The following is a 25751-nucleotide window of genomic DNA, read 5'->3' on the forward strand; positions in this document are numbered from 1 at the left end:
CTTTGTCCTGCCCTTTTCTTGTCGTGAATTTACGGCTGTCATTTTGTGTTCGAGGTTTGTTTCGGTGGGCGGGGCCCGAAAAACTGGTAGTAATATGTCTTAATTCTCCCGTTGTAAAGCTTCCTGTTTTTATCCGCTTTACGGCCAAAAAGCTTTTCAAATCCTTCGTGTGAAGTTATCACGTAATAAGACCATGTGTCCAGGTTGTTTCTGAAGATTTGTCCCATTTGCCGGTAGAGCTGTTCTGCTTCGGCTATATCTCCCAACCTTTCACCGTAGGGAGGGTTGCAGATGACGAAACCGTATTTATGCCGGGAACGCAATTCTGACAGAGGCAATTTTTGAAAGTGCACCTGTTCTTCCACTCCGGCTTCGCGGGCGTGATAGCGTGCCAGGCTTAATACTTCGCCGTCTATATCCTGCCCCAGGATGTCAAGCTTGCGGTTATAATCTGCCTGTTCGTGAGCTGTTTTTCGTGCTGACTGCCACAGTTGCTTGGGAATGACAGGCCATTCTTCGGAAATAAAATTCCTGCCAATGCCGGGCGCGATATTTTGACCGATTAATGCTGCTTCAATCGGCAAAGTGCCCGACCCGCAAAAAGGATCCAGTAAAACCCTGTCAGGCCTCCAGCGGCTTAAAAGGATCATGGCAGCTGCTAGTGTTTCTTTCAGCGGGGCGCTGCTGCTCAGTTTGCGGTAGCCCCTCTTGTGTAAGCCTGCCCCGCTGGTATCTATGGTTAAGGTTGCCAGGTCCTTTAGCAGGGAAATTTCTATTTTAAAGCGCGGGCCCTTTTCCTCAAACCATTCGCGTTTGTAGCTTTGTTTAAGTTTCTCAACCACAGCTTTTTTAACGATAGCCTGGCAGTCGGGTACGCTGAAGAGTTTGGATTTGATTGACTTGCCTTCAACCGGGAATTCCGCGTTTTCCGGCAGCCAGTCGGCCCAGGGCAGGGCTTTGGTTTTTTCAAAAAGCTGCTCAAAGGTCTCAGCCCTAAACTCGCCAACTTTAATCAATATTCGATCAGCCGTTCTAAGCCATAAATTAGTCTGGCAGATATCACTCAGATCACCGTTGAAGGTAACTCTGGCGTTTTCGACTTTCAGGTCATTATAGCCCAGAGCCTTAAGCTCTTGCGCTGCTACTGCTTCCAGCCCGAAAGTTGCTGTGGCTATAAGTTCAATTTTATCCATAATATATCACCTGTCACTAGTATCACCTTTCCCCCAAGGGGTATGCACATCTAATTTAAAAGAAGCCGGATTACTTGAAAAACCGCTCCGCACTCAGGGCAGGTTAGCTTATTATTTTTCGGTAACTTTATGAAAGTTACTTCCTTATCACATTCCGGGCACTTAGCGGCAAACAAACCTTGCCCGTTGATATATTCTTTGGCCTTATCATTATTGCTGCAGGAAGAACAGCTGCCACATCCTGACATATAAATCTCTCCTCTCAAAAATCATATCTCTTTTATATTAAATTCCATGTACAACGTCTTAACCCTTTTGTTGCGGAGAAAAAAACATAACAATATAAAATTTCTTTTATTAATCAAGTAATTTTATATGTTTCCAAACGGTTGTGAACAATATTATAATATATAAATCCAAAAGTATTTAAATTTTCTAAAGGGAGATGGCCCATAATTGAATTTAAGAACTGATTATTCCGCTGCTTACCGGGAAGTTGTTGATACAGCCAGGGGCCTCAGGTCTGCCGATGCATATATAATAAACGGCACTGTAATAAATGTTTATACGGGGGAATTGATTAAGTCTAATGTCGCGGTGTGCGGTAAGTATATTGCTTATGTGGGTGAATCTGATAGGTCGCTGGGTCAGGATACTGAAGTTATAGATGCTTCCGGCAGGTTTCTCTGTCCGGGTTACATAGAACCGCACGGGCATCCTTTTTTAATGTATAACCCGGTCAGTTTGTCTGATAAAATATTGCCGCTGGGTACTACTATGATGGTGGCAGATAATCTTTTCTTTTTTCGGGCGCTGGGTCCGGAGGGTTTTGAGACGGTTATTGAGGATTTGAAAAAACTGCCGTTAAAGCTTTTTTGGAGTGTTCGCCTGGACGCGCAGGCCTCCTCAGCCAGGCTTGATGCTGTTTTTTCTCCTGAAAATATCAGCCGACTGGTAAATAACCGGTCGGTTTTACAGGTAGGTGAGATCACTGATTGGCCTTCTTTGTTAAATGGAAAGCCGGGTATGGTTGAAGGAATTCTGGCAGCTTTAAAAACCGGTAAGAAAGCTGAGGGACATGCTCCCGGCGCTTCCCAGGACACCCTCAACACTTTGGCCGCCGCGGGTATTACTGCCTGTCATGAGAGTATTTCAGGGGAAGAGGTCTTGCGCAGGTTGAGGCTTGGTATGTATGCAAATTTAAGGCACAGCTCTTTACGACCTGATTTACCCCGGCTGATTAAAGCTTTACTGGCGGCGGGTGTGCCTCTTAACCGGGCCATGTTGACCACAGACGGGCCTTCTCCCGCTTATTTGGCAAAGGGCTTTACTGATTATGTATTAAGAACTGCCATGGAGGCGGGGTTAAATCCCGTTACCGCTTATCAAATGGCTACTCTGAATGCAGCCACCTATTATGGTTTAGATAATCTGGTGGGGGGAATTGCTCCTGGCTGCCATGCGGATATATTATTGTTGGAGGAACTGGATAACCCTACTCCGGTGCTGGTTATGGCTGACGGAAAAGTATTCGCCGATAAGACACTTAACGGTTGCCCGGGGAAAAGTGATTTTTCGAAAACTGATGGGTTTACTGTCAATTGGGAGAAATATGGTTTGGGACCGATTCCGCGCCAAACAGTATCCCCTGATTTTTTCAGCATTCAGGCTACGGGCAGGCCTTTTCCGGTGATGTATTTGGAAAACCCGGTTATTACCAGAAGAAGGGATAAAGAACTGCCGGTAAGACACGGTTTGCTGGATATCGGCGGCATACCGGGATTGCAATATGCGGCCCTGCTCGATTACGGGTGCAGCTGGGTTTGCGGCGGTGTTTTGAGCGGTTTTGCCGATCATATAGGCGGGCTGGCCAGTTCTGTCAGTATTGCGGGCAACCTGGTTGTTATCGGCAGCAGCCGGGAGGATATGTCTATGGCGGCAAATCGTTTGTATGAGTTGGGCGGCGGTATAGTTATTTATGAAGCAGGTGCCTGTATATTTGAACTGCCCTTGCCCCTAAACGGCAGTATTACTGCTGAACCGGTTGATTGCCTGGTGAGAAAGTGCCTGCTTTTTGCAGAAATCCTGAAAAAGAAGGGACATAGATTTCATGATCCTGTGTATACAGTACTCTTTTTATCCACAGCCCATTTGCCGGAGTTAAGGCTTTCTCCCGAGGGACTCTGGGAAGTTAAGACGAAAAAGGTGCTGCTGCCGATTCAAAAGTTAAAATAATAAGCAATGGGGATTTTACAATCCGGAAAATTAAAGCTGAGAAAATAGTGATTCTTGAATTACCAAGGTAAAATACTATATAATACTCTGGTAAAGTATAATCATGAGGACAGTTTTCGGAGGTATGTGATGAGTGAAGAAATTAAGACACTGCAGCAAAAAATTGCAGATTTAAAGAATCGGTTACCGGCACATTCGGTTAAACCGGTTATGATTGCTGAATTGGAAGAGCTTGAAGCGGAACTGTCCAGGTTGCAGAGAGAAGAACAAAACAGCAGTAAGTTGAAGAGGATATAATTAGCAGGCTTAAGGAGGTTTATTATATGGTTAGAATAGAATTGCCTGACGGAAGATTGGATGTTTTGCCGGATGAACAGGCAGCTTGTTTTGAGGAAACCAGAGTAAGATTTGCGCCTTTTTCCGGATTCTTGTTGTTGTACGAAGATGAAGACTTGCAAACTGTCAAAAAGCAGCTGGCGGAAGGTACTGCTGTGGAAAAATACAGGCAGGGCAAATTGGGTGAGGTAGACCAGGAACACTTCGAAATTCTGCAAAGGGGAGACGACAAAGTATTGGAAGAGGGGCAGCATAAGACAGTATAGCAACCGGGGATTTCCCTAAAGATCAGGTTATTAGGGGAATCCCATATTTTTGTGTGCGATAGAGTAAAGCCGAACGGGTTATGCCCAGCAATTGAGCTGCTTTGGTCTGATTGCCTTTGCTTTTTTGCAGTGCCATGATGATAAGTTGTTTTTCTACTTCCACCAGTGAGATTCCCTCGTCGGGCAATCTTATGATTGGTTCAACAGTGGCGGCAGAGGACTTTTGCAGTTCCGGAGGTAAATGCACGGGAAGTATTTCCAGGTCCTGACTTATAATTACGGCCCTTTCGATTATATTTTGCATTTCACGGATATTGCCGGGCCAGCAGTAATTATAAAGAAGCCGCATAGCTTCTCCGGATACTTTTTTAGCCTGATAGGTATGTGATAATTTATCTAAAAAATGCGAAACTAAGAGCGGTATGTCTTCCTTTCTCTCTCTCAGAGGAGGAAGGTGGATATGGATTACGTTTAACCTGTAGTACAGGTCTTCCCGAAACATACCGTTCATCACAGCATCAGACAGATTTTTGTTAGTGGCTGCAATTACCCTGACATCAATATTGAGTGTTTCTGTTCCGCCAACTCTTTCAAAAGATTTTTCCTGCAATATGCGAAGCAGTTTTGCCTGCATAGTTAAAGGCATATCACCGATTTCGTCAAGAAAAACCGTACCTGTATGCGCTAATTCAAACCTGCCCTGTCTTTTGGTAAAAGCCCCTGTAAAAGCACCTTTTTCATGCCCGAACAGCTCGCTTTCTAAAAGCTGTTCCGGAAGTGCCACACAGTTTACGGTAACAAAGGGATTGTTGCAGCGTTGGCTGGCCCTGTGTATGGACATAGCGGCTACTTCTTTGCCGGTGCCGCTTTCTCCTGTAATTAAAACAGTGGCGTTTGTGGCTGCTACTTTTTCGATTAGCCTGTTAATTTCTATTATCGCTGGAGTTTCTCCCAATATATAGTTATAGTCTTGAGTAGAGCTTAATTTATTTTTGTGGCTGGCAGACAGTGTTTTGAGGATATTCTTTAATTTTTCCGGATTTACCGGTTTCGTCATGTAATCCATGGCACCTTTTTTAAGAGCGTCAATAGCCTTTTCAATAGTACCCTGGTGAGCTAGCATAATTATCGGAACAGAAGGGGAAAAGCTTTTTATATTTATGAGCGGATCATTATTATCTGTTTCCAGGCCTAGAAAGACTAAGTAAAACATTTCTTTTATTAAAAGCGAGACAGCGTCCGGCTCGTTAGTGGCGATTATGGCTTGATAGCCTTCTTGTTGGATAGCCCGTTCCATTGTTCGGCAAGAGCTTATATCGTTATCAATTATTAATATTTTGGAGTCTGTCATATATGTCCATCTCCCTAATGCTATCTCATGGCAAACATAAAAGTAAAATAGTCTATTATGATTATACCATAGCCGGTTATTCAATTCGACTCTGATATTGTTTAGATTAAAGTAATATTTACAGCTAATGTAAAGATCTATTATTTAATGGCATGCACCGGTATACCCTTTTTTAATTCAGGCCGGTAAGACAGTTTTAGCAGCCAGGAAATTGGGGCTTTTACTTGACCATGAGAAGCAGCGATGAAAAATGGTATGATAACATACATAAGCAAAAATAATGTGTTTGATAATGTACAATAATGTTTTGTCTTGGCCCCGGAAAGTCTCTCAGGATGCGCTTTCCTCCCTTGGCATGGGTTTTGCGTGTATAATCAGGTAAGCGACTTCATTTGGAGGTACTGTTATGAGCAGCCTTAAACAGGAAAAAAAAATAAGAGATATAATGGTTGCTATAAAACAGTTCCCGGCTGTTAAAAGCACCAGTCTGATTAAGGAAGCTGTTTGTTTGATTCAAAAAGCGCAGGAGAGTCAAAGCCCTGACTGTGGCATTCTTCTGGTTATTGACGATACTCAAAACTGGATTGGGGTTACAGACAGAAAAATGGTTCTCCGAACACTGGGTTTATATTTGGAAAACCATATCTGCCGTTCGGGAGGTGAGGTATATTCAGACAGGGCACCGCCTTTTGAACCGGGGTTATTCACCGAGTGCTGCCGCCTGCAGTTAGCCAGATGTGTTGAAGAAATTATGTACCCGAGGGAAGTAGTCATTATAGGGATTGATGATGATCTGCCGCAGGCTTTGCATTTAATGACCGAGGGGGAGGTTGATTCGTTAGTTGTAGTGGAAAATAATGAACCTATCGGGGTTGTTCACTCAGTGGATGTATTTAATGAGATTGGCAGGAGTGTTTAGGGTTTATTTATAGACTCTATATTGAAAAGGGTTATCTATAGTGTATAATTACTACAACAACTGTTACCGGTTTGCAGTAAATAAATTATGGTAGCAGTGATAATAAAATGCTATAGAGAGGGGGCTTAATATTTAATCAAACGGTATTTTCATATTGTAGAAAGAGATAAAAATCACAAAAATGAATGAGTTACCTTGATGGGAAAAAGGAAGGGGGCGTAATTATGGGAAAAGCTTTAAAATTCGTTCCAATATTAGACACACTAGTTAACTATAAAAAAGAAGATATGAGATTTGATTTAATTGCCGCTCTAACCGTGGCTATTGTTGCGCTGCCGCAATCTATGGCTTATGCGCTTATTGCCGGTGTTAATCCTGCCTATGGATTATATACGGCCATAGTGCTGGTTATTTTAGGTGCTATGTTTGGCAGCTCTCATCACCTTACTACCGGTCCGACCAATGCTATTGCGCTTTTAATCTGCGCCAATATGGGACCTTTTGTGGCCAAGGCGGGAGAAGATGCATATCCTTTTGCCATATTGTTTTTGCTTACCTTTATGGTTGGTGCAATTCAGTTTGGTATGGGTGTTTTGAAACTGGGTAAATTGGTTAATTACGTTTCTCACTCGGTAATTGTAGGCTTTACTGCCGGAGCCGGTACAATTATTGCTATTGGCCAGTTGGGTGCGTTTTTAGGGGTTAAGCTTCCCAAGCCGCACGACTTAGGTAAAGAGGTATTCACATCCCTGGACAAATTAGTTTTACCTTTTAAATATCTTGACACAATGAATAAATACTCTTTTGCTATAGCGGTTTTTGTTTTGGTTTTGATTATAGTCTGTAAGAAAATTAATAAAAACATACCGGGTCCCTTAGTTGGTATTATAATTTCCGTAATTTTAGTAATGACTATGCATCTTGATCAATACGGGGTAAAGCTTACAGGTGAAATCCCGTCAGCAATTCCTCCGTTTTTCCCGGTAAATATATTTGATGTCGGCTCTATGTTGATGTTGTGGAAAGGCGCGATTATCATAGCCTTAATCGGTTTGGTTGAAGCGCTTGCCATATCAAAAGCCATTTCTTCTATGACAGGACAAAAAATTGATTCCAACCAGGAATTTATCGGGCAGGGTGTCGCTAACATGGGAGGCGCTTTCTTTAGTTCTTTTGCCGGTTCCGGTTCCTTTACCCGTTCTGCTGTTACTTTCCAATCGGGTGGCCGAACCAGACTGGCCCCGGTGATATCCGGTGTTATTGTTTTAATCGTTCTGCTTTTCTTGAAGGACTATGCCAAGTATATTCCAAATGCCAGTTTAGCAGGGGTTCTTATGATAGTTGCTTATTCAATGATTGATAAAAAAGCTGTGAAAAAGGTATTAACCTCCAACAGAAATGATGCCATTGTTATGACTGTTACTTTCTTAACCACTATCCTGGCTCCTGAACTTGAGCAGGCTATTTACGCCGGTCTCGCTATTTCAATACTTCTGTATTTAAGAGATACCGGTTCAGTTTATGTTAAGAGATTGGTACCGGTTAAAGATAGCGAAGGCAAATATGTTGAGCATGAGGTTGATGCTCATTATGACGAAACACAATGCCCGCTTGTTTCTGTAGTGCAGATTGAAGGAAACCTGTATTTCGGTTCTGCTTCTGACCTGGAAAGCAAGCTGGATGCCGCTTTCAATAATTCCAAGGTATTTATTCTGCGTTTTAAGGGTGTTGGTATGATTGATCTTACCTCGCTGGAAATTATTGAACATTTTATCCATAAAGCCTTGCACGATAATAAGAAGGTAATGCTTTACGGCGTAAATGAAAATGTCAGAAAGCAGCTGGAAAAGGGTCATGTTGTCAGTATGGTTGGTGAAGAAAATGTGTTCACCTCTGAAGAAGATGTATTTGTTCCTTCATCCAAGACACTTAACCAGGCTAACAACTATGCAAGTGCAACGGTATAATGATACTCGAGTTTTACGCATGCAGTTAAGTTATGCAAGTTTTATACCAGTGTAGCCGACAGCTTAATTGATTGATTTGTGTGGTTTTCAGGAAATCTGAGTTGTTATCGGGAAGGTAAACTGGTGAAATTTTAAACAAATGATGTTGAGAAAATAAACACAGGAACCCGGACAGTGCTCCGGGTTCCTGTGTTTATTTTAGCAGGGTATCAGACCGCATTTCTCCAGTACTTGTTCTCCCTGCATACCGATCAGAATGTCTATAAACTTTCTGGCCAGCTCAATATTTTTTGATTTTTTAGGGATAGCAACAGCAAATTCTATGGGTGCCCCGGTTATTTGCGAAATATCTCCCGCTTTATTTCTAATCTTAACAACTGTTGTTTTGTATTTATCAGCATAGATAGGGTTGGAGAGGTTTATTCTGGAGGGCAAGGCTATATACTGTGAGCCAAATTGTTTGGCTACGGAGCGATAGATAAAGGTGTAATCAAGCCTGCCCTCCAGCAGCGCACCGGCTAAATCAATTGATTTAGGGTAAATGAATTCTTTGGAGCACTTCTGGTTCAGGTCTGAGTATAGACCGGGAATATTGTAATGATTTTCTGCCAACTGCCAGACCATCAGAGTTCTATAGCCGCAGGGATCAAGATTTTCATCGGAGCGTCCAAAGGTTACTCTTCGTTTGGTTAAAATAGCAGGCCAGTTATCTTTGTTGATTATTGAACTGTGTTTGGAAAACTCATCAAAAGCAATTACTATTTGATCAGTTGCGAAAACAAAGAATACCTCCACGTGGTGGGGAACCAGCAGTTCCTCAAAAATATGAGGGTCTGCCAGTGCTATAATATCGACGTCATCACCATCCAGCACAGCATAGGCGCAGGATCTGGAGCCGGCATAATCCAAATCTATTTTGATTCCCGGACAAATATCCATTAACATGTGTGAAATTTCTTTTATGGGTTTTCTTAAGGCTCCCGCATGCAGGATTCTTAGGGTATGTTTGTTATCAGACATTTTAGCAACCAATCCTCTAATCATTTTTTATTATTATATATTCTTTATAGGAGTTAAGGAATAACTCAATTTGCCGCTTTCTTGTCTGTATTGAAGCAACCCAGTTATCCAGCAGCTGCAAACCCGATTGAGTTATTTGATATTTTCTGCGGGCGGGCCCGAATTCGCCGTGTTCCCAGCGGGAGACAATGATCTTATCCTGCTCCATACGCCTTAAAATTCTGTATACGGTTGCTGTTTCAAGTTCTCCCTCAATATATTCCAGCTGGTTCAAGCGCTGAATAATGTCATAGCCGTGTGCTTCAATCTTCGCCAGTAGAAGCAGTATTGCAGGGTAAGTCAGTTTTTCCGGGGAAGTATTGTGAAAACTTTTATTTATAACCTTTTCCTCTTTACTCATCTGCGCCACCTTTTGTCTAACTGAATATTTTTTAGGCACGGGAGTAAAACCCGTGCCTAAAATTAGTATACCCAGAAAATTGTGTCTCCTTAGATTATGATTTGAAAGGCTTAAGAAAAAAATTGCGTGATATATTTTATTGCCAGGAAAAGCACCAGTGCGGCCATGATGGCTTTAACTGTTTTTTCTTTAAGGTATTTTTGAGTGTAGGCACCGCAGTAGGTTCCCATTAGCCCGCCTATGCCAAATAAAAAACCTAATAACCAGTCAGGGGAAACGTTTGCTGTTGCTCCTACCTGTGTTGAAGCCAGAATAGTATAAAAAATAACTCCGGCAATGGAAGTTATAAAGGTACCGGCCAGTGCTGCTCCGGCTACAGTGTAAACCGGCAGCTGCAGGATAGAGACACAAAAAGGTGCAATAATGGCTCCGCCGCCGATCCCGTAAATACCACCGATTAGTCCCACAATCAGGGCCAGAACAAAAATTGTCATGGTACTGAAAGAATAGGTTTCGCCCCAAAAATCGTATTCAATCTTTTTCAGGGAAAAAGTTCTGGTTTTGACTACTGCGTCAACCGGTAAGCCTGCGGTCATTTTACTATTGGATTCCGCTTTTATTTTTTTCATATGTTCTTCGAATTTTTGCTGCAGGGCTTTGTTCTGAGTTTTTTGATTTTTAGCCCTTCCGGTAAATTCAGTTATCAACCTGATGCCCAGATACAATAAGACACAGCCTACAAACATTTTAAAGGATTTTTCACCTTTTAAAAGATATATCCTGATCCAGGAGCCTAAAAAAACGCCTGGCAGAGTAGCCACTACAACCACCCAGGTCAAGGGCCAGGCCATGCGTCCTTCTTTAATGAATCTGTACAGTCCTCCCGGAATGGCCACTATATTGTAAACGAGATTTGTCGGGCTTACGGAAGGACTGGTGTAATGCAGGATACTCATTTGAAAAGGCAAAAGCAAGAAAGCTCCCGATACCCCGGCTGAGGCTGTGACAGACGATACCAGGAAGGCTACTAAAGGCGGAATAAATGGGTTAACATCTACTCCTGAGACAGGAAAAAGCATGTAAATCGCCCTTTCTCAGTATTATGAAGGAAAACTGTTTAGCGGACGATTAGTACCGGGCAGTCCGCGTGCTGGACAACCTGTTTGCTGACACTTCCCATCAGAAAGCTTTTGATTTCCCCTAAACCGCGACTGCCTATAACTACCAGGTCATAATTATTGTCCTTGGCCTTCTTGCATATTTCATGTGCCTGGTGACCAGAGGCTGTTTCTGTTTTGACAGTCAAGTTATAGCTATCGATTCTTTTCCTCGCCTGTTCCAGTATGCGCTGCCCTTGCTGCTGGTTTTCTCTCATAAAGAGTTCTTTAATGTCGCTGGGTGTGTCAATCACTGTTAAAGGAACTACTACATGAAACAAGGTTATTTCCGCTCCCATAGCGGAGGCTATTTCTGCGGCTTGCAGAGCAGCCTTGGCGGCCTGTTCAGAACCGTCAACCGGAACCAGTATTTTTTTGTACATGGAATCAACTCCTTTATTATTTTATTAAATAGATGAACTGTTCTGTTAAAACCAATATCCCTATCTGCATGCTGTATATAGAGTTAAATCTATAATAGCATGATTTGGGCGGGACATCAATATATTTAAGATAATATTGTTAAGATTTTCACTTTCGATTTAATTATTGAATGTTATAAAAAGGTCATGTTAAATATTTCCCAATGTACTATTTATTGCTGGAAGATATATTGCACGCTGTTTTATTAATAATACAAATAAAAGACCCTTATCGGGTCTTTTAGGAGTAATTATGCGTTTTCGTTCATTAAATACAATCTATTTTCTTTCAGCATGTAAAACAGGGGTGCGACGAGAATTTTGGGATAACGCAAGCGCAATCTTTTAGCCTCGCTCAGTACAAAATCAACTTCATTGCCAATCTCAAACATAGGCGCAAAATGCATAAAGTGAGCTTCTGCCGCCTCCCTGTTCCACCCTGCCTTTTCTACCAAGCCGTTAATAAATTTTTCCTGTTTGGAGACAAGGTTAACCATTCCGCAGTTATCGTGACCGAGAAGGGCAATGGCTTTGACACCGCCAATTGCAATGGAGTAGGAGACACGAAACTCGCTAAATCTTAAATTGCCACCGCCTGTTCTAATTACATAGGCAAAGTTTTCAGGGATATGCAGCCTCTTTCTGTTGTCCATGCACATGCCAATTAAAATATCGGCATGTTCATAATCGTCATGAGGACGATCAAGGTTGTGGTATTCCAATAGTCTGCCGATGGGAGTGTTTTGATACTCAGGAAAAATGTCATTAACCGTATTAACTGGCACAAAATAAGACATTACTAATCTCCCCCTTTTTTCCCATTAATCATGTGAAAAAAATATCTATCTATATATAAGAGTTTACCATAGGGTAAATTTATTTGTCAATTAGTTATTATTATAGTAAACAATTAACAAGCATCTTTATTTGGGAGATTATCATTTTATGTCTGTTTGCTTCAGGGTATCTTTAACTTTATTGATACTATATAGAAAAAAGTCCTCCAGATCATTCTCCACGACCAAGGCTGCTTTCTCAATTAAGGCAGCTACTTCAGCTATATTGACAGAGATATTGTGTTTTGTTATCATCTGGGTATTGTATTTAGCAGCCAGTGAGAGCGCGGTTACCTTGGCAGTTTCAATATAATCAATGAAGAATCCGGCTTTTTGTACCAGGCAGTGTTTTTTCTCCGGGCTGATATCGCCCAGCAGATCATCCAGATCCTTGAGCAGGGCTTTGTTTTCTAAAGCACCGCGGATTGTGGGGCCAAAATCCTTAATTGCATTTATGCGAAGCTCTATACCCATTTCAATAATATTGTGTGCTTTCCACCAGCCCATGCGCAAGGGGATATTGCAGGCTTTTACTGTTTCTCCGATAAAAGGCCTCCCCTTTTCAAAACAGTAGCCTCGCTCATAGTCAAGGTATTTTTCATCCCCGTAATAATCAAGCCCGTGAGGTTTAATGCCATGTGTAATAACGGCCCGGGCCAAATCAAGGAATTTTTCGCTGCTACGGCAGAGATTAAATATTTTATGACCGCTTTGATGGCTAACTTCGTGAGGTAGTGTCTTGCTAATAATAAAGTCGGGGAAAATACTTCCTATTGTTATTTCATCAGATATTTTACCCAGGATTTTTTCCGCAAAATAAAGATGAGTTTGTGGATACAATATTTTAACCTCCCAAAACCTATGTCTCTACAATATATTATTTGTGATTAAGACAAGGAATCCTTTAAATCTTTGAGGATATATATACCGTGAACTTAGTTAATAATATTTGCTGTCTGGCAGGGTAGGTGATATTGTAGTATAATTATAAATGGTCGAAAAATATCTGTCTTAACCAATAACCTAATTTAAGGAGTGATATATATGTTACCGGTGGACAAACTGTACATGCTAATAAACCAGGCTGAAACAGAAAACTATTTTAAACAGCTTCAGGAAATATATAATAAGCTGCCGGACACTTCCTGTGAACAGTGCGGCACCTGTTGTACGGTGCCTCAACCTGCTTTTTTGATGGAGTATCTGAACATATATCGTTTTTTGAAAAACAATTTGCAGGAACAATTACCGGAAATTTTGAAAAAAGCCGCTCGCTATTATTTCCTGGAACTGGGTGACATTAATATTAAGTGCCCTTTTCTAGATGAAGAAAACAAATGCGCTATATACCCGGTCAGACCATATAATTGTCGCACCTTTGGCGTGTTGCCGGAAAAAGACACTGTTTTTGGAACTGAGGGTCAAATGGCAGCTCTAGCGCAAAAATTCCGGAGTGAGCATGATATCCGCTTACCGGAGGAAATTGTTAACTTTAAGTTGTCGCCCTGTTATAAAGTTGAGTTGTTGAATAATAAGAAAGTAACCAGGCAGAAATTGGGCGAGTATCTGGCTGAGGTAAGTAAATTTGATGGTTTGCTGCTGCCTCCGGAAATTGTGGAAAAAAACCTTACCTTTATACCTGCCGCAGTTCACTTGGCTCACACTGTTTTGAGTGAGGGAGCGAGAGTTCGTAAGATGAAAGTGCTGAAAGAGTATATTGATACCGGTAAAAGTGAGGCACTGGATAAATATATTGATGATGCTGCAAGTTTTAATTTGTAAGCAATCCGACCGGCAGATTAATATGCCGGTTTTATTCTAGGCACTGGCAATAATTTCATTATATATTTTGCGAGGCCAGCGAATAGTTTATTCAATGTTAACATTAGAAAGTAGATTAAAATGGAGGGGGATTTATGCAGAACTGGAGGCGCAATCTTTTGTTTGTGGCCATAGCTGCTTTTGTGGCAGGGTTGATGTTTTCCGGTGCTTCCCTGCTGGTGCAAGATTTATCGCCCAAGGCAGACAAATCTAAATACTCGGCCAGTGGGTCAGCTGCAGGAGTAGGCCCTGATACAATTGCCAATATTGTGGATAAGGCCGGTGCTTCAGTGGTTAAAATCAGTACTACGGTTACTGTTGATGTGAGAAGGCAGAATAACCCGTTTTTCAGCGACCCGTTTTTTAGGCAGTTCTTCGGGCCAGGTTTATCTGAGCCCAGGCAGAGGCAGGAGACAGGTTTGGGTTCCGGCTTTATTATATCGCAGGATGGGTATATTGTGACTAATGAGCACGTAATAGACGGGGCCGAGCAAATAGAGGTTACTATGAAGGGCAGCGATAAGCCTTCTAAAGCAACTGTGGTGGGTTCTGATTTTGATTTGGATCTGGCGGTAATAAAAATCGACTCTTCAGAGAAGCTGCCGGTTTTGAAAATGGGAGATTCAGAGCAGATAAAAGTGGGAAACTGGGTAATAGCTATAGGCAATCCTTATGGACTGGACCATACTGTAACCATCGGGGTGATTAGTGCTAAAGGCAGGCCGGTTAATATAGAACAAAGGCAGTATAAAAATTTGCTGCAAACGGATGCCTCTATTAATCCCGGTAACAGCGGAGGCCCTCTCTTAAACCTGGACGGTGAAGTTGTGGGCATAAATACAGCTATTAATGCTGAGGCCCAGGGAATTGGCTTTGCTATTCCTACCAGTACCGTGAAGTCTGTGCTTGATGAGTTAATTCAAAAAGGCAAGGTTGTTCATCCCTGGATGGGAGTGCAATTGCAACCGGTTACCGAGCAAATTGCCGAATATTATAGTTTAAAGAATACGGATGGTGCTCTGGTAGCCGGTGTGGTAAAGGACAGCCCGGCAGAGAAAGTAGGTTTGCAGCAGGGTGATATTATCCTGGAAATTGACGGTCAGAAAATTAAGTCTGTTGATAATTTGATAGATATTGTAGGACAAACTAAGGTGGGTCAAAAGCTCAAGCTTTTAGTTCACCGGGAAAAGGATTTTTATGTTAGCATAATTGTCAATGAGAAGCCCTCCCAGCTTACTAAATAGATTGAAGGGGATTTAAGCAAAAAGATCGGTTAAAACAAATCAAATCTCAGCTATATCTTTATTATAGAAGTAAACAGCATGAAAAACCCGTACCACTTTATGTAGTGATACGGGTTTACTTATAGTTTAAGATTTGCAGTTTATCCCTTGGAGTCAATCCTATTGATCCTTTGCCTATGTTACCGCTATAGCCCGAGTGTCTCGGCCAGGAGTTCCAGTGGGTGTTTTACTTCAATTTGAAGTCCGTGCTTATCCAAACCGTGTTTAAGCTGCATAGTACAGGTAGGACAGCAGGTGGCTACAATGTCAGCACCGGTTTCTTTGATGGATGCGATTTTTCGATCCAGAATACGCATGCTCAGATCATAGTTTTTCACGACGAAAGTGCCGGCACCGCCGCAGCAGTTATCGGCCCCGGGCATTTCCCTGTATTCCACGCCCGGCAGCATCTGCAGTAATTGTCGTGGCTGCTGCCTGATTCTTTGTGCTTTGGCTAGGTGGCAGGGATCATGGTAGGTTACTATTTTAATTGGTTGATTATTAATTTGTTTTTTATCTGACAAATCCAGCTTTAATTCCTGTATAATATATTTTACGGCGTCATATACCGGTAGAGCTTGTCCCCAGTTTTCCGCTAAGGTAGCACTGCAAGAAGCACAGTCACAGACTACTGCTTCAACCCCGGCCCGTTTAAAGATTTGCAAGTTTTGCCTGGCTAAATTGTGTCCGGCAGCAGGTTCGCCGTTAGCCAGCTGAGGCAAGCCGCAGCAGGTTAGTTCACGAGGTATTACTACTTCACAGCCAAGGTGTGACAGTATTTTTACTGTACTGAAAGCCACTTGAGGATAGAGGTAGTTGGTGGCACAGCCCAAAAAATACCCGGTGCGCGCCTTTTGTCTGGTTGTGGGGGGTACTATTTCCGGCAGTGCCTGTCGTGCCGGTTTCCCTGGCAGTTCACCCAGCAGGCGTCCTGATTTTGGCAGCAGTCCTGATTTGGTGCCGAAATCCAGCAGTCCGAGTGCTTGACCGGTTTTAATTAGATTGAAACTTAAATTCATTAAAGAAGGTTTGCTCCATAAATCTTTGAAGATCAATTTATTTGCCTTGTTTGTTAATGAAGGATTGTTTTCATTAACCATGGATCGAGCCAGGCTGACTATTTTGTGCACTTCGATTCCCGAAGGGCACTCGCTGGAACAGGATTCACACATCAGGCACATGGAAAGGTTTTGGGCGGCTTTGCTGTCAGGTGTAATTTCTCCTTCTGCCAGCATTTGTGCTAAAAATACTTTGCCTCTGGGAGCTGCGGTTTCCCTGCGGTCTTCTTTAAAAATAGGACAGACCGATCGGCAGAGCCCGCAGCGCACGCATTTTTGAAATTGACTCTGTATATCTTTTAATTGATCCGGTTGACTTAGCACTGGCTATCGTCTCCCTCCGGGGGAAGTAATTTGCCGGGATTCATAATGCCTTTGGGATCCAAGACAGATTTAATCATTCTCATTACATTAAGTGCTCTGCCATGTTCCGCGGGAGCGTAGCGGGATCTGACCGCACCGACACCGTGTTCTCCGGTAGTGGCACCGCCAAGTTCAACCGCCAGGCGGTGGATGGCATCGGTCAGTTTTTGTACCTGTTCAACTTCTGCCTGGTTGTCCATATTGATCACGGGAGCAGTATGGACATTGCCGTCCCCGATATGGCCGTAGTTCACTACAGCAATCCCATGTTGGGCAGCTAATTCTTTGATGCGGCGCAGGCATTCGGTAACCCTGTTTAGTGGCACACTGATATCTTCTCCGGCGAAAATTCTACTGCCGTCGGGACGGACACGGGCCGCAGCGGTTGCTACCACTGAGCGTCCTTGCCAGAGACTGTTGATTCTGTTGGGCTCAGTGGCCCATTCAACACTGACGGCCCTGCGGGAGACGATTTCTTTTATCTGTTGGCCTTCCCATTCCACACCTGCCGGGTTTCCGTCCACTTCAAAAAGCAGGATGGCTTCGGCATTCGGAAGGTTGATTTCCGGTTTATACATGTTAATAGCTTTAATGGCTGAATCGTCCAGGATTTCAATGCCGGAGGGCAGAATGCCGCCCTGGTAGACATCCAGCACTGACTGGGGGGCTTGTTCCAGGTTGTCAAAGACTGCCATTGCCAATCCCCGGCTTTTGGGTTTTGGCCAGACGCGCAGCCTTATCTTTGTCACAATACCCAGGATACCTTCCGAGCCAACGAAAAGCTTAGTTAAATTCAGCCCGGAAACGTTTTTTATAGCTCTTGACTTTTGTCCTCCGGTGATAACAACCTCACCGTTGGGCAATACTACCTCCAGGCCAAGTATGTATTGCTCTGTAGTGCCGTACTTGACTGCTCTCAAACCGCTGGAGTTGTTGGCAACCATGCCTCCGACGGTGCACATGCGGCTGCTGCCGGGATCGGGCGGAAAAAATAAGCCGTAAGAGGCCAGATGGTTATTTAAATTGGCGTGAACTACTCCGGGGCGAACGAAAACCTGCATATTGGCTGTATCGACTTCTTCAATAGTATCCCAGGTGGATAAATCCATCACCAAGCCGCCCTCGACAGCCAGGCAGCCACAGGTTTCCCCTGTGCCTGCGCCTCTGGGTGTGACTGGAATGCCGTGTTCATAGGCCAGTCGCATAACCGCCGCAACTTCCTCTGTAGAACGGGGAAATACCACAGCGTCCGGGAAATAACGGTTAAGTTTGGCCTGAAAAGAACTGTCATAGGAATAAAATTTTAAATCAAATTCGTCAGACAGCACCTGCTCCGGGCTGAGAATCTTTAATAAACTTTCAGTTAAAAATATTTGATTCAAAACAGACACCTCTTTTAATAATTAACTTTATATTTAGAAAGGAAGGTGAAGGGCCTTCTGCTATGGCGGATGTAAACAATCTGTCCACAAAAGACATTGAAAAGTGAGATCAATGTTTCATTAATAGAAGAGCCCGTACTATGCAAATTAAATTGAAATACGGTAATTCTTATATGACGGCTGAGATTAATGACCGGCATGTAGCCGGTGTGTTATTGCCCAAGGAACAAGCAGAAGTGGATAATCCTGCCGGACTGGTAAGGGAAGCTCTAAGCAGGCCCATTGGTACCCCCCTATTATCAGAACTGGCAGCGCAAAAAAAGCCTGACAGGGTGGTGGTTGTCGTTAATGATGCTACCCGTCCTACACCCTATGACCATATGCTGCCTCCTTTGTTGGACGAAATTCACTCAGCCGGTATTTATAAAGAGCAAATAACCCTGGTTATCGCCACAGGAGCTCACCGTCCTAATACGGAAGAGGAAAACCGCCGGATATTCTCCGACAGTATTGTAGATAATTATCGCCTGGTTAACCACAACTGTGATGAAAACTTGTTTTCACTGGGACAATTGAGCAATGGCAGTGATTTGCTGGTAAATGCTGAAGTAGCTGCGGCTGATTTGCTGATAACCACAGGTATTATTATACCACATTATATAGCCGGTTTTTCCGGTGGTCGTAAATCTATTTTGCCGGGTGTAGCTGCCCGCCCGTTAATTACCGCCAATCACGCCAGTATGACGGACCCGCGTGTTGATACGGCCCGCTGGAAGGACAATCCCGTACATCAATTAATGACAGAGGCTGCCAGAATGGCCGGTGTGGATTTCATTTTAAACGTAGTGACCAATGAAAAAAACAGGATTGTTGCGGTTGTAGCCGGTGATCTCGAAGAGGCCTGGCAGGCGGGGGTAAACATATCTTCTGATTTAAATTTAGTGGATGTTAAAGAACCGGTTGACGTGGTAATTGCCGGTTCAGGCGGTTATCCAAAGGATATTAATCTTTACCAGGCACAAAAACCTATGGATAATGCATCGAGAGTAACTAAGGATAACGGTACGATTATTCTGGTAGCTGAATGTTCCGAGGGTTATGGCAGCCCTGTTTTCACAAACTGGATGACCGAGGCCAGGAACTTGCAGGACATATTTGAACGCTTTGATAAGGGCTTTGTCCTGGGTGGTCACAAAGCTTACGCATACGCAAGGGTGCTCGACAAAAAGGAAGTAATTCTCGTATCGGCTATGAGTGAGAAAGATGTTAAAAATATGTTCATGACCTGCTGCCATACTCTGGAGGAGGCTTTAAATTATGCGGAAAAAAAGCACGGGCCGGATTACAGGGCTATAATTATGCCCCAGGCAGGATTGGTCTTGCCGCGGGCAGGGAAATAGCGCCGAATTATAACTTGAAAAGTTAGATCTTTAGTGTTAACATAATATTAACATTTATTTAATATTGTTAGTAATTGTTTGTTAATATGAGGAGAACTATCATGTGGAATGAGTTCTTTTTAGGTCTTTTGGGTGGAATGGGTCTTCTTTTATTTGGAATGCAAATGCTGAGCGAAAGTCTACAGACTATTGCCGGTTTGCGTTTGAAAATTATCTTGAGTACACTGACTAAAAACAGGTTTGTCGGCATGCTCCTGGGAGTAGTTATTACCGTACTTTTTCAGAGCAGTACAGCCACCTCAGTCATACTGGTCGGTCTGACCAGTGCCTCGATAATTACCTTAAACCAGACGTTGAGCGTTTTGCTTGGCTCTGGTATCGGTACAACGATTACTGCCCAGTTAATAGCCTTTAAGATAACGGAAGTTGCCTTACCGATGGTAGGTATCGGTGCAATGATTATCTTTTTTACCAAGCGGGTTAAGCACAGGCAATACGGGTTGGCTATATTGGGTTTTGGCTTGACATTTTTGGGTTTGAAAATTATGTCGGACACCATGTACCCGCTCAGAGATGACCCTTTTTTTCAGCATTTAATGGTGGGTTTGGAGAATAAGCCTTTTTTAGCTATGCTAATTGCTTCCCTGTTTGCCTTTTTGGTACACAGCAGTGCGGCTACAATAGGCATTATTATGCTGCTGGCCATGCAGGGCTTAACATCTTTGGAATCCGCCATCTTTCTTTTGTTTGGAGCAAATATAGGAACCTGTTTTACAGCTATTCTTTCCAGTCTGGGTTCCTCCCGTGAATCACAGAGAGTGGCTTTTGCTCAGGTCTTGTTTAAGATCATAGGAGTAGTAATTATGCTGCCCATTGTTCATCCTTTTGCCGATTTTGTAGCCATGACCACGTCTAATCACGGACACCAGGTAGCTAATGCGCATACCGTGTATAATATTTTAGTTGCTGTTGTTTGTCTTCCGTTTTTGAATAAATTTGAGTCTGTATTGAGTAAGATTATACCTGATAAAAAAGAAAGCAAAAATATGCAGGTTCCACGCTATCTAAATGATGAGTCAATTAAATCACCGGTTATTGGCATTGGCTTAGCTACCAGAGAGACATTGCATATGTCCGATCATGTATCCGACATGACCTTTGCTATTTTAAAGGTTTTTAAAGAAAATGATCCGGAGCTTTTGGAATATATTATGGAAAAGGAAAAATATGTAGATATTTTAGCCAGAGAAACCAGCCAGTTTTTGGCTAAGATTTTGCGGCAGACACTTACTAAAGCGGATTTTAACAGGTGTATTGGTCTAATGAATATCGTCAATGACTTTGAACATATAGGTGATATTATTGAGAAGTATATTATAGACTTGGCCAAAGAAAAGTATAAAATTAATTTTGATTTCTCCGAGAAGGGCTGGCAAGAACTAAATGAAATGCATGAAAGAGTCTGTGAGATAATAAGGATGGTCAGTATTGCTCTGGCCACAAATAATCAGGATCTGGCCCGTGAGGTGCTAAGTATTCAACCGGAGTTGTTTAAACTGGAGAAGCACTTTCGTCAGAGGCACATTGATCGCCTGATGGAAGGCGCTCAATGTACGGAGGAAACCAGTTCCATTCACCTGGATTTGATAAATGCCTTTTTAAGAATAAGCGATCATGTAAAAAATATTGCAAATACCATAGTATCCGAGTCGCTGGAAGTAGATATTGATTTTGCTAAAAGAGAGGACGCCTTCGACGGGTATGACCATGCAGAAAAAAATATAGAAAGTATATACTATTGACCCCGTTATAAAAGTTACAACGGGGTTTTCGTTTATTCAATTGCTTCGAGTATTAACCGCCTAAGGTTGTATCCTGGCAATCATACCAGGCCAGAGCTTCATAGAAGTGATCAGGTTTAAAATCCGGCCACATGTCCTCGACGATGTAAAAGTCCGAGTAGATGGATTGAATTGGCAGAAAACCGCTCAGTCTTCGTCTGCCTCCCCAGCGAATAATTAAATCAATACGGGACACTTCTGAAGAAGCTATAGCTTTAACCGGATTGGTTTGATTAAAACTGCTTGTTTGCAGTGCGGAATATAAATCCCATTTCCAGCCATAGTTTACCAAAAAATTTATTTTAATTAAATCTTTGCCGAAGACCTGTCTTTTGGTATAAACCTTGAGTTCCGGTGGGAAAAGCGGAGATGCCGCATTACCTATAACCAGGAGTGAAGCGTCTTTTTGGGACAGCATTTTAACCGCATCTGTACAAGCTTTTTGAAAAGCCTTTCTTTGTGCTGACGGTCTTTTGGTGTTATCCTGGGTAAAACCATAGAAAGTCAGTTCTTTAACACCTAGCTTTACGCAAAGATCATAGAGCTGCAAGCCAGGCTCCAGTCCGAATTCATAACCAGCTTCTTTAGCAAAGCCTTTGCTTTGAGCCCAGCGCCTGTTTCCGTCTGGTATAATCCCGATGTGCTTTGGCAAGCGCTTGAATTTTAGCAGAGACATGGTTGATCACCCTAGTTAGATTATTCTAAAACTGCTGCATACTTCTAGATAATCTTTGCCTTTATAAGATAATTTATACCTTTTAAATAATTCTTTGGATTTAATCTGTTTTGTTGGTTATTATCCCCCTCATAACCAGCAGTTCCCGAAGGGTTCGGAGCAGGGATTTGTCATTTTTTATCGAAAATAATTAATTGTTTTATTAATTAAGTAGGGGGGAGATAATGGGGAAACTGGGAATCAAGTCAGTTACCTGTCTGGTTGTTTTTTTTCTTTTTGCCGTATGGTTTCCCACAGTCGCACTGGCGGGAACAAGTGTTACACCGGGTAATTTAAGACTCGGTGACAGAGGGCCTGATGTTACTTTGCTGCAGACAAAACTTAAAGTTGCGGGCTTTTATCAAGGAGAAAAGGTTTCCGGTTATTTTGGCTTGAATACACTTTTCGCAGTCTCAAAATTTGAGAAAGCTAACCGGCTGCGTGTTGACGGTATAGTTGATGCTGAGGAATGGATTGCACTGCAAAAACTTACCGCTATTCCGGCAGACAAGCTAAAGAAGATGGTATTAGGTTATTATACAGTGGATTATACAGGAGATAAGTTATCCTATAATTCCCTGGATAAGTACAGCAGTTATATAGATACTGTAGCTACTTTCAGTTTCAAAGTTAACCGCGATGGCAGTTTAACCGGTGAAGTGCCGCAGGATGCTTTAAAACTGGCCAAGGAGAGAAGCGTGGAAACATTGCTGTTGGTTCATAATATTGGCCAGCCAATTGACAGTGATGCTGCTCACTACGCTCTGTCAGTTGCCGAAAACCGCAGCAGGCTGGAAGCAAACATCATGTCAAAAGTGAAGGCCAATGGTTATAACGGTGTTAATATTGACATTGAAGCTTTACCGCCGGGAGACAGGCAGTATTATAATATTTTCCTAAAGGAATTAGGCGACCAATTGCACAAGGAAAATTTGCTGCTTACCGTTTCTATCCCGGCTAAAACTTTTGACTCTACCAATGATAGCTGGTCCGGTGCTTATAGTTATAAGGATATTGGCCAACTGGTTGATCAGGCTATGATTATGACCTATGATGAGCACTGGTTTGGCGGTTCTCCCGGTCCGATTGCCTCGGTGCCCTGGATTAACAAGGTTATGGACTATGCAGTCGAGGTGATGCCCAGAGAAAAAATTTTTCTTGGCGTGGCTGCTTATGGTTATGATTGGTCCAGTCAGGGAACCAGAGCAGTGCGCTGGAATCAAGTCAATGATTTAGTTAAGAATTCCGGTAATGTTATATGGGACAATACAAACAGTGTACCCTGTGTCATTTATTATAAAAATGGTGTCAGGCATGAGTTGTGGTTTGAAAATAACTACAGTTTGCGTTTTAAATTGGAAACGGTTAAGAGTTATAACGTTTCAGGTATAGCCATCTGGCGTCTTGGTTTTGAGGATGACTCCTTTTGGAAAATGGTTAATGATGAATTTAGACAGGCTGACTAAAAAAGAACAAGGGGTGGTTAGGTACGTTTTAATAGGGTAACTTATTGAACCATACCCCAAGCCGGTACGGAAATGCGAGAGATAGGCGTTGTCCCACAAGGGATGATGCCTATCTCCAACAGCTAACAAAATAAAGCCGACCGAAATTCTGTTGTGTCTTTTGAATACTGTTCTTGTAAATCGTTAACCTCACACAAACTGTTAAAGCGGATTGACTTATATTTCAAAATCATGGTAAGGGTTTCAATGCTCGTGTAATGGTATAAAGCTCCAGATTAACCGTTTACCTCCTTTTGCTACAGATACATTTTCAAAAACTCTGCCGCCACTACCCTGCTCAGAACAGGATGCCAGTCTTGATTGTAGTAGTCACGGAGGCATTTGTAGCAGGACGGCGAGCATTCGCACTCCGAGCAAATCTCATGAGCTTTGCGGATAACGCTCTGGAATATGCTCTCATCGGCTGCAATGCGGTGGATGTGACCCGCTCCGCCCGGAACGCTGTCGTAAAGGATAATTGAGTATTGAACATTGCCGTTTGCGGCATAAAGGCATCCGCTAATGTCCGTGCTTTCAATGTCAAGCACCTGCGAAGTCGCTCTAAGCAAGGCATACATCACGGACAGCATCGTGCCGAAATCCGCGTTGTCCGAGAACATTAGCTACACAACATCGGTCTTGAAAATGTGTGACAGTCTGTATGGATACAGCTTTGTGTTGGAGCATTCCCGTCCATACGAGGCTTTGTGCTTCTCTTCATGCACGAAACCCCAGTTCTTTGATTCCTTGCGGCTCTTGGCGAATCCACAGTAACCGCAAACATGGAATTCGGTATCACAGCTAATCATCAAGGAGTCGTTTGCCGTTGTCCGAAGCACAACTTGGTGGTCACCGAAACGGAACGTGCTGATGTCGAGTTCGTGGCGTTCGGTATCGCCTAAATAAATGATGTCGCCGCGATGGTATTTCCGTGGTTTTCGGCTACCGGCAGGGACGATATCGTTGGGGTCATTGCCAACAACAAAGCCTTTCCGAGGCTCGATATTCTTCCTCCACCCGCTGTCAATAGTAGTACCGCAAGCAACACAAGGCGCACCTTGCCATCGTATGCGCCGATAGCCGTAATGGAAAACTCATCACGGTTGAACAGCGGGTATGAAATGTCACGCGCAACATACTCCACTTGCGTTTGCGGCAGACGGAAACGGAGCGAACCTTCCGGCATTCGTGAGCAAAAGAGCAATCTTCCGTCAGCGAAGACCAAAACCTCACCCTGAATATAAATGTCAATCAACTGAGCGAAATAAGAGCGGCGTTGCCGTTCGACATTGCCTTGGAACTTTATATTAACCGATTTGGGTGCGAACAGAACATAGTTGCCCTCATCAATGGTTTTTCCTGTTTGGAGTTTTGAGTCTTTGAAAAGCAGAGCCACGGCATTCAGTCCGTTTCCGGAAGTATAAATCTCTTTGCCGCCAATCATTATCTCAGCGTAAAACCTGATAAAGTCGGCATCGGAAATATCGGAAAGCGGAACGATAGTCTCTTCTGATGTTGCTGCGTAATCGTTTCCGTAGATGCCAATGGTGTGCTGATATACCATATCAGCGTTTGAGAAGATTCTCAGCACCGGGTTATCACGGCTCGCCAATCGGATAGACGGGATTCGTATAGCTGGTTCGCCTTCATCGTCGAGTATGTACTCAACTTTGATTTTACCGTAGGAGAACGCAATATCCGTAGTGCGTTTATGCGCCGGTACGCTTCTCTTTACTGATGTTGTCGCCGTTGATGCCGGTTCAGTGAGCTTGACGATGAACCACTGAGTCAGCAGAACATCAACATAATCCTTGCCGGGCAGTTCGTCGCCGGATAGGATATTGCCTATTTGCTTAAGCGTCTTTGTGAGGAAGTGCTTCATATATCCGGGGCGGGTGGTCAGCAAGACTTTCAGCCCAACCTGAATGCCGTAAGCATTGCCGCGAATGTCATCGTCCTGCTCAACGCTCGCATGTTTGTGTTAATCTAAAAATAGGCCACAATAATAATTGAAAATCCCGCCACGCCTCGTTTTCCTCATTGCCCAGCTTTTCAAAGAGTCGCAGAAGCGCCTCGAACTGTTCAAATGTTTCGGCGGCGTACAGCAATGAGCGTTCGCCCGCGTTGATTGTGATATGCCACATTGCTGTTCACCTCACTTACTCAGCTTTCGTGTTGCCGGCGGAACACCACCACTCGTAATATTATCCAGCGAAGTCGGTTCGTCAAGATAGTCAACATACTCTTCTTCGGCGAGCAAACCACACTCCGGTAGCCTCAT

General features: G+C 43.2%; 26 protein-coding genes. 10 read left to right on the plus strand and 16 right to left on the minus strand.

Annotation, left to right across the window (positions count from 1 at the left end):
* Positions 1 to 38: 38 nt before the first annotated feature.
* A complete protein-coding gene (locus tag DTOX_RS04675) occupies positions 39 to 1193 on the minus strand; it encodes a THUMP domain-containing class I SAM-dependent RNA methyltransferase (RefSeq protein ID WP_015756575.1) in 1155 nt (384 codons plus the stop codon).
* Positions 1194 to 1243: 50 nt separating this feature from the next.
* The gene (locus DTOX_RS04680) at positions 1244 to 1441 is read right to left on the minus strand and encodes a hypothetical protein (protein ID WP_015756576.1); all 198 of its coding nucleotides are present in this window, start codon (positions 1439 to 1441) and stop codon (positions 1244 to 1246) included.
* A gap of 208 nt (positions 1442 to 1649) precedes the next feature.
* Between DTOX_RS04680 and DTOX_RS04685 the strand changes: the two genes are divergently transcribed.
* The 3 genes from DTOX_RS04685 to DTOX_RS04695 all read left to right on the plus strand — a co-directional run bounded on the left by DTOX_RS04685 (position 1650) and on the right by DTOX_RS04695 (position 4030).
* Complete coding sequence (locus DTOX_RS04685) at positions 1650 to 3428, plus strand: adenine deaminase C-terminal domain-containing protein (protein WP_015756577.1); 1779 nt, start codon at positions 1650 to 1652, stop codon at positions 3426 to 3428.
* 129 nt (positions 3429 to 3557) lie between these two features.
* Positions 3558 to 3725 carry a hypothetical protein gene (locus tag DTOX_RS04690; RefSeq protein ID WP_015756578.1) on the plus strand — a complete coding sequence of 56 codons (168 nt, stop codon included), beginning with the start codon at positions 3558 to 3560 and terminating at the stop codon, positions 3723 to 3725.
* Between the two features lie 26 nt (positions 3726 to 3751).
* A complete protein-coding gene (locus DTOX_RS04695; protein WP_015756579.1) occupies positions 3752 to 4030 on the plus strand; it encodes a hypothetical protein in 279 nt (92 codons plus the stop codon).
* A 22-nt stretch (positions 4031 to 4052) separates the two neighbouring features.
* Here the strand turns inward: DTOX_RS04695 and DTOX_RS04700 are convergent, their stop codons facing one another.
* Positions 4053 to 5381: a sigma-54-dependent transcriptional regulator gene (locus tag DTOX_RS04700; RefSeq protein WP_015756580.1), complete on the minus strand. Its 1329-nt coding sequence runs from the start codon at positions 5379 to 5381 to the stop codon at positions 4053 to 4055.
* Between the two features lie 406 nt (positions 5382 to 5787).
* Between DTOX_RS04700 and DTOX_RS04705 the strand changes: the two genes are divergently transcribed.
* Together DTOX_RS04705 and DTOX_RS04710 are read left to right on the plus strand one after the other, a co-directional pair.
* Complete coding sequence (locus DTOX_RS04705; protein ID WP_015756581.1) at positions 5788 to 6300, plus strand: CBS domain-containing protein; 513 nt, start codon at positions 5788 to 5790, stop codon at positions 6298 to 6300.
* A 224-nt stretch (positions 6301 to 6524) separates the two neighbouring features.
* Complete coding sequence (locus DTOX_RS04710) at positions 6525 to 8267, plus strand: SulP family inorganic anion transporter (RefSeq protein ID WP_015756582.1); 1743 nt, start codon at positions 6525 to 6527, stop codon at positions 8265 to 8267.
* A 198-nt stretch (positions 8268 to 8465) separates the two neighbouring features.
* Here the strand turns inward: DTOX_RS04710 and DTOX_RS04715 are convergent, their stop codons facing one another.
* From DTOX_RS04715 to DTOX_RS04740, 6 genes are all read right to left on the minus strand, one after another.
* Entirely contained in the window at positions 8466 to 9287 is an 822-nt protein-coding gene (locus DTOX_RS04715) for an extracellular solute-binding protein (RefSeq protein WP_015756583.1), read from the minus strand.
* Between the two features lie 16 nt (positions 9288 to 9303).
* Positions 9304 to 9687 carry a PadR family transcriptional regulator gene (locus DTOX_RS04720; RefSeq protein WP_015756584.1) on the minus strand — a complete coding sequence of 128 codons (384 nt, stop codon included), beginning with the start codon at positions 9685 to 9687 and terminating at the stop codon, positions 9304 to 9306.
* 110 nt (positions 9688 to 9797) lie between these two features.
* Complete coding sequence (locus DTOX_RS04725; protein WP_015756585.1) at positions 9798 to 10766, minus strand: sulfite exporter TauE/SafE family protein; 969 nt, start codon at positions 10764 to 10766, stop codon at positions 9798 to 9800.
* 38 nt (positions 10767 to 10804) lie between these two features.
* Positions 10805 to 11227, minus strand: coding sequence for a universal stress protein (locus DTOX_RS04730; RefSeq protein ID WP_015756586.1), 423 nt, complete (start codon positions 11225 to 11227; stop codon positions 10805 to 10807).
* 290 nt (positions 11228 to 11517) lie between these two features.
* Positions 11518 to 12063: a carbonic anhydrase gene (locus DTOX_RS04735; RefSeq protein WP_015756587.1), complete on the minus strand. Its 546-nt coding sequence runs from the start codon at positions 12061 to 12063 to the stop codon at positions 11518 to 11520.
* A gap of 141 nt (positions 12064 to 12204) precedes the next feature.
* Positions 12205 to 12942: a hypothetical protein gene (locus DTOX_RS04740; protein ID WP_015756588.1), complete on the minus strand. Its 738-nt coding sequence runs from the start codon at positions 12940 to 12942 to the stop codon at positions 12205 to 12207.
* Positions 12943 to 13146: 204 nt separating this feature from the next.
* Between DTOX_RS04740 and DTOX_RS04745 the strand changes: the two genes are divergently transcribed.
* Both DTOX_RS04745 and DTOX_RS04750 read left to right on the plus strand, forming a co-directional pair.
* Positions 13147 to 13884 carry a YkgJ family cysteine cluster protein gene (locus tag DTOX_RS04745; RefSeq protein WP_015756589.1) on the plus strand — a complete coding sequence of 246 codons (738 nt, stop codon included), beginning with the start codon at positions 13147 to 13149 and terminating at the stop codon, positions 13882 to 13884.
* Positions 13885 to 14018: 134 nt separating this feature from the next.
* A complete protein-coding gene (locus tag DTOX_RS04750) occupies positions 14019 to 15167 on the plus strand; it encodes a S1C family serine protease (RefSeq protein WP_015756590.1) in 1149 nt (382 codons plus the stop codon).
* A gap of 185 nt (positions 15168 to 15352) precedes the next feature.
* Here the strand turns inward: DTOX_RS04750 and DTOX_RS04755 are convergent, their stop codons facing one another.
* Together DTOX_RS04755 and DTOX_RS04760 are read right to left on the minus strand one after the other, a co-directional pair.
* Positions 15353 to 16588 carry a (Fe-S)-binding protein gene (locus DTOX_RS04755; protein WP_015756591.1) on the minus strand — a complete coding sequence of 412 codons (1236 nt, stop codon included), beginning with the start codon at positions 16586 to 16588 and terminating at the stop codon, positions 15353 to 15355.
* Positions 16582 to 18009: an FAD-binding oxidoreductase gene (locus DTOX_RS04760; protein ID WP_015756592.1), complete on the minus strand. Its 1428-nt coding sequence runs from the start codon at positions 18007 to 18009 to the stop codon at positions 16582 to 16584. The genes DTOX_RS04755 and DTOX_RS04760 overlap by 7 nt, the downstream gene beginning before the upstream one ends.
* Positions 18010 to 18149: 140 nt before the next feature.
* On the opposite strand from DTOX_RS04760, the gene larAH6 reads away from it, so the two are divergent.
* Both larAH6 and DTOX_RS04770 read left to right on the plus strand, forming a co-directional pair.
* Complete coding sequence (larAH6, locus tag DTOX_RS04765) at positions 18150 to 19409, plus strand: nickel-dependent malate racemase, LarAH6 family (RefSeq protein WP_015756593.1); 1260 nt, start codon at positions 18150 to 18152, stop codon at positions 19407 to 19409.
* 101 nt (positions 19410 to 19510) lie between these two features.
* A complete protein-coding gene (locus DTOX_RS04770; RefSeq protein ID WP_015756594.1) occupies positions 19511 to 21211 on the plus strand; it encodes a Na/Pi cotransporter family protein in 1701 nt (566 codons plus the stop codon).
* A gap of 52 nt (positions 21212 to 21263) precedes the next feature.
* On the opposite strand, the gene DTOX_RS04775 is transcribed toward DTOX_RS04770, so the two are convergent.
* Positions 21264 to 21926: an undecaprenyl diphosphate synthase family protein gene (locus tag DTOX_RS04775; protein WP_015756595.1), complete on the minus strand. Its 663-nt coding sequence runs from the start codon at positions 21924 to 21926 to the stop codon at positions 21264 to 21266.
* Positions 21927 to 22150: 224 nt separating this feature from the next.
* Here DTOX_RS04775 and DTOX_RS04780 point away from each other — a divergent pair, with 224 nt between their 5' ends.
* Positions 22151 to 23431, plus strand: a complete 1281-nt coding sequence (locus tag DTOX_RS04780; protein ID WP_015756596.1) for a glycosyl hydrolase family 18 protein — start codon at positions 22151 to 22153, stop codon at positions 23429 to 23431.
* Between the two features lie 296 nt (positions 23432 to 23727).
* Here DTOX_RS04780 and DTOX_RS22015 read toward each other — a convergent pair whose 3' ends face one another.
* From DTOX_RS22015 to DTOX_RS24710, 4 genes are all read right to left on the minus strand, one after another.
* Positions 23728 to 24039, minus strand: a complete 312-nt coding sequence (locus DTOX_RS22015; protein WP_157862855.1) for a DUF1998 domain-containing protein — start codon at positions 24037 to 24039, stop codon at positions 23728 to 23730.
* Between the two features lie 329 nt (positions 24040 to 24368).
* Positions 24369 to 25376: a hypothetical protein gene (locus DTOX_RS04785; protein WP_042315422.1), complete on the minus strand. Its 1008-nt coding sequence runs from the start codon at positions 25374 to 25376 to the stop codon at positions 24369 to 24371.
* Between the two features lie 55 nt (positions 25377 to 25431).
* Complete coding sequence (locus tag DTOX_RS04790; protein ID WP_015756598.1) at positions 25432 to 25614, minus strand: hypothetical protein; 183 nt, start codon at positions 25612 to 25614, stop codon at positions 25432 to 25434.
* Between the two features lie 11 nt (positions 25615 to 25625).
* Positions 25626 to 25751 carry a hypothetical protein gene (locus tag DTOX_RS24710; protein ID WP_015756599.1) on the minus strand — a complete coding sequence of 42 codons (126 nt, stop codon included), beginning with the start codon at positions 25749 to 25751 and terminating at the stop codon, positions 25626 to 25628.

The organism is Desulfofarcimen acetoxidans DSM 771 (assembly GCF_000024205.1).
GTDB lineage: Bacteria > Bacillota > Desulfotomaculia > Desulfotomaculales > Desulfofarciminaceae > Desulfofarcimen > Desulfofarcimen acetoxidans.

Bases quoted from the DNA above. Each gene is read 5' to 3' on its own strand.
- DTOX_RS24710 (WP_015756599.1), bottom strand. From the start codon at position 25,751: ATGAGGCTACCGGAGTGTGGTTTGCTCGCCGAAGAAGAGTATGTTGAC.
- DTOX_RS04770 (WP_015756594.1), top strand. From the start codon at position 19,511: ATGTGGAATGAGTTCTTTTTAGGTCTTTTGGGTGGAATGGGTCTTCTT.
- DTOX_RS04680 (WP_015756576.1), bottom strand. From the start codon at position 1,441: ATGTCAGGATGTGGCAGCTGTTCTTCCTGCAGCAATAATGATAAGGCC.
- DTOX_RS04695 (WP_015756579.1), top strand. From the start codon at position 3,752: ATGGTTAGAATAGAATTGCCTGACGGAAGATTGGATGTTTTGCCGGAT.
- DTOX_RS04775 (WP_015756595.1), bottom strand. From the start codon at position 21,926: ATGTCTCTGCTAAAATTCAAGCGCTTGCCAAAGCACATCGGGATTATA.
- DTOX_RS04710 (WP_015756582.1), top strand. From the start codon at position 6,525: ATGGGAAAAGCTTTAAAATTCGTTCCAATATTAGACACACTAGTTAAC.
- DTOX_RS04700 (WP_015756580.1), bottom strand. From the start codon at position 5,381: ATGACAGACTCCAAAATATTAATAATTGATAACGATATAAGCTCTTGC.
- DTOX_RS04675 (WP_015756575.1), bottom strand. From the start codon at position 1,193: ATGGATAAAATTGAACTTATAGCCACAGCAACTTTCGGGCTGGAAGCA.
- DTOX_RS04750 (WP_015756590.1), top strand. From the start codon at position 14,019: ATGCAGAACTGGAGGCGCAATCTTTTGTTTGTGGCCATAGCTGCTTTT.
- DTOX_RS04790 (WP_015756598.1), bottom strand. From the start codon at position 25,614: ATGTGGCATATCACAATCAACGCGGGCGAACGCTCATTGCTGTACGCC.
- larAH6 (WP_015756593.1), top strand. From the start codon at position 18,150: ATGCAAATTAAATTGAAATACGGTAATTCTTATATGACGGCTGAGATT.
- DTOX_RS04715 (WP_015756583.1), bottom strand. From the start codon at position 9,287: ATGTCTGATAACAAACATACCCTAAGAATCCTGCATGCGGGAGCCTTA.
- DTOX_RS04735 (WP_015756587.1), bottom strand. From the start codon at position 12,063: ATGTCTTATTTTGTGCCAGTTAATACGGTTAATGACATTTTTCCTGAG.
- DTOX_RS04720 (WP_015756584.1), bottom strand. From the start codon at position 9,687: ATGAGTAAAGAGGAAAAGGTTATAAATAAAAGTTTTCACAATACTTCC.
- DTOX_RS04725 (WP_015756585.1), bottom strand. From the start codon at position 10,766: ATGCTTTTTCCTGTCTCAGGAGTAGATGTTAACCCATTTATTCCGCCT.
- DTOX_RS04780 (WP_015756596.1), top strand. From the start codon at position 22,151: ATGGGGAAACTGGGAATCAAGTCAGTTACCTGTCTGGTTGTTTTTTTT.
- DTOX_RS04745 (WP_015756589.1), top strand. From the start codon at position 13,147: ATGTTACCGGTGGACAAACTGTACATGCTAATAAACCAGGCTGAAACA.
- DTOX_RS04705 (WP_015756581.1), top strand. From the start codon at position 5,788: ATGAGCAGCCTTAAACAGGAAAAAAAAATAAGAGATATAATGGTTGCT.
- DTOX_RS04730 (WP_015756586.1), bottom strand. From the start codon at position 11,227: ATGTACAAAAAAATACTGGTTCCGGTTGACGGTTCTGAACAGGCCGCC.
- DTOX_RS04690 (WP_015756578.1), top strand. From the start codon at position 3,558: ATGAGTGAAGAAATTAAGACACTGCAGCAAAAAATTGCAGATTTAAAG.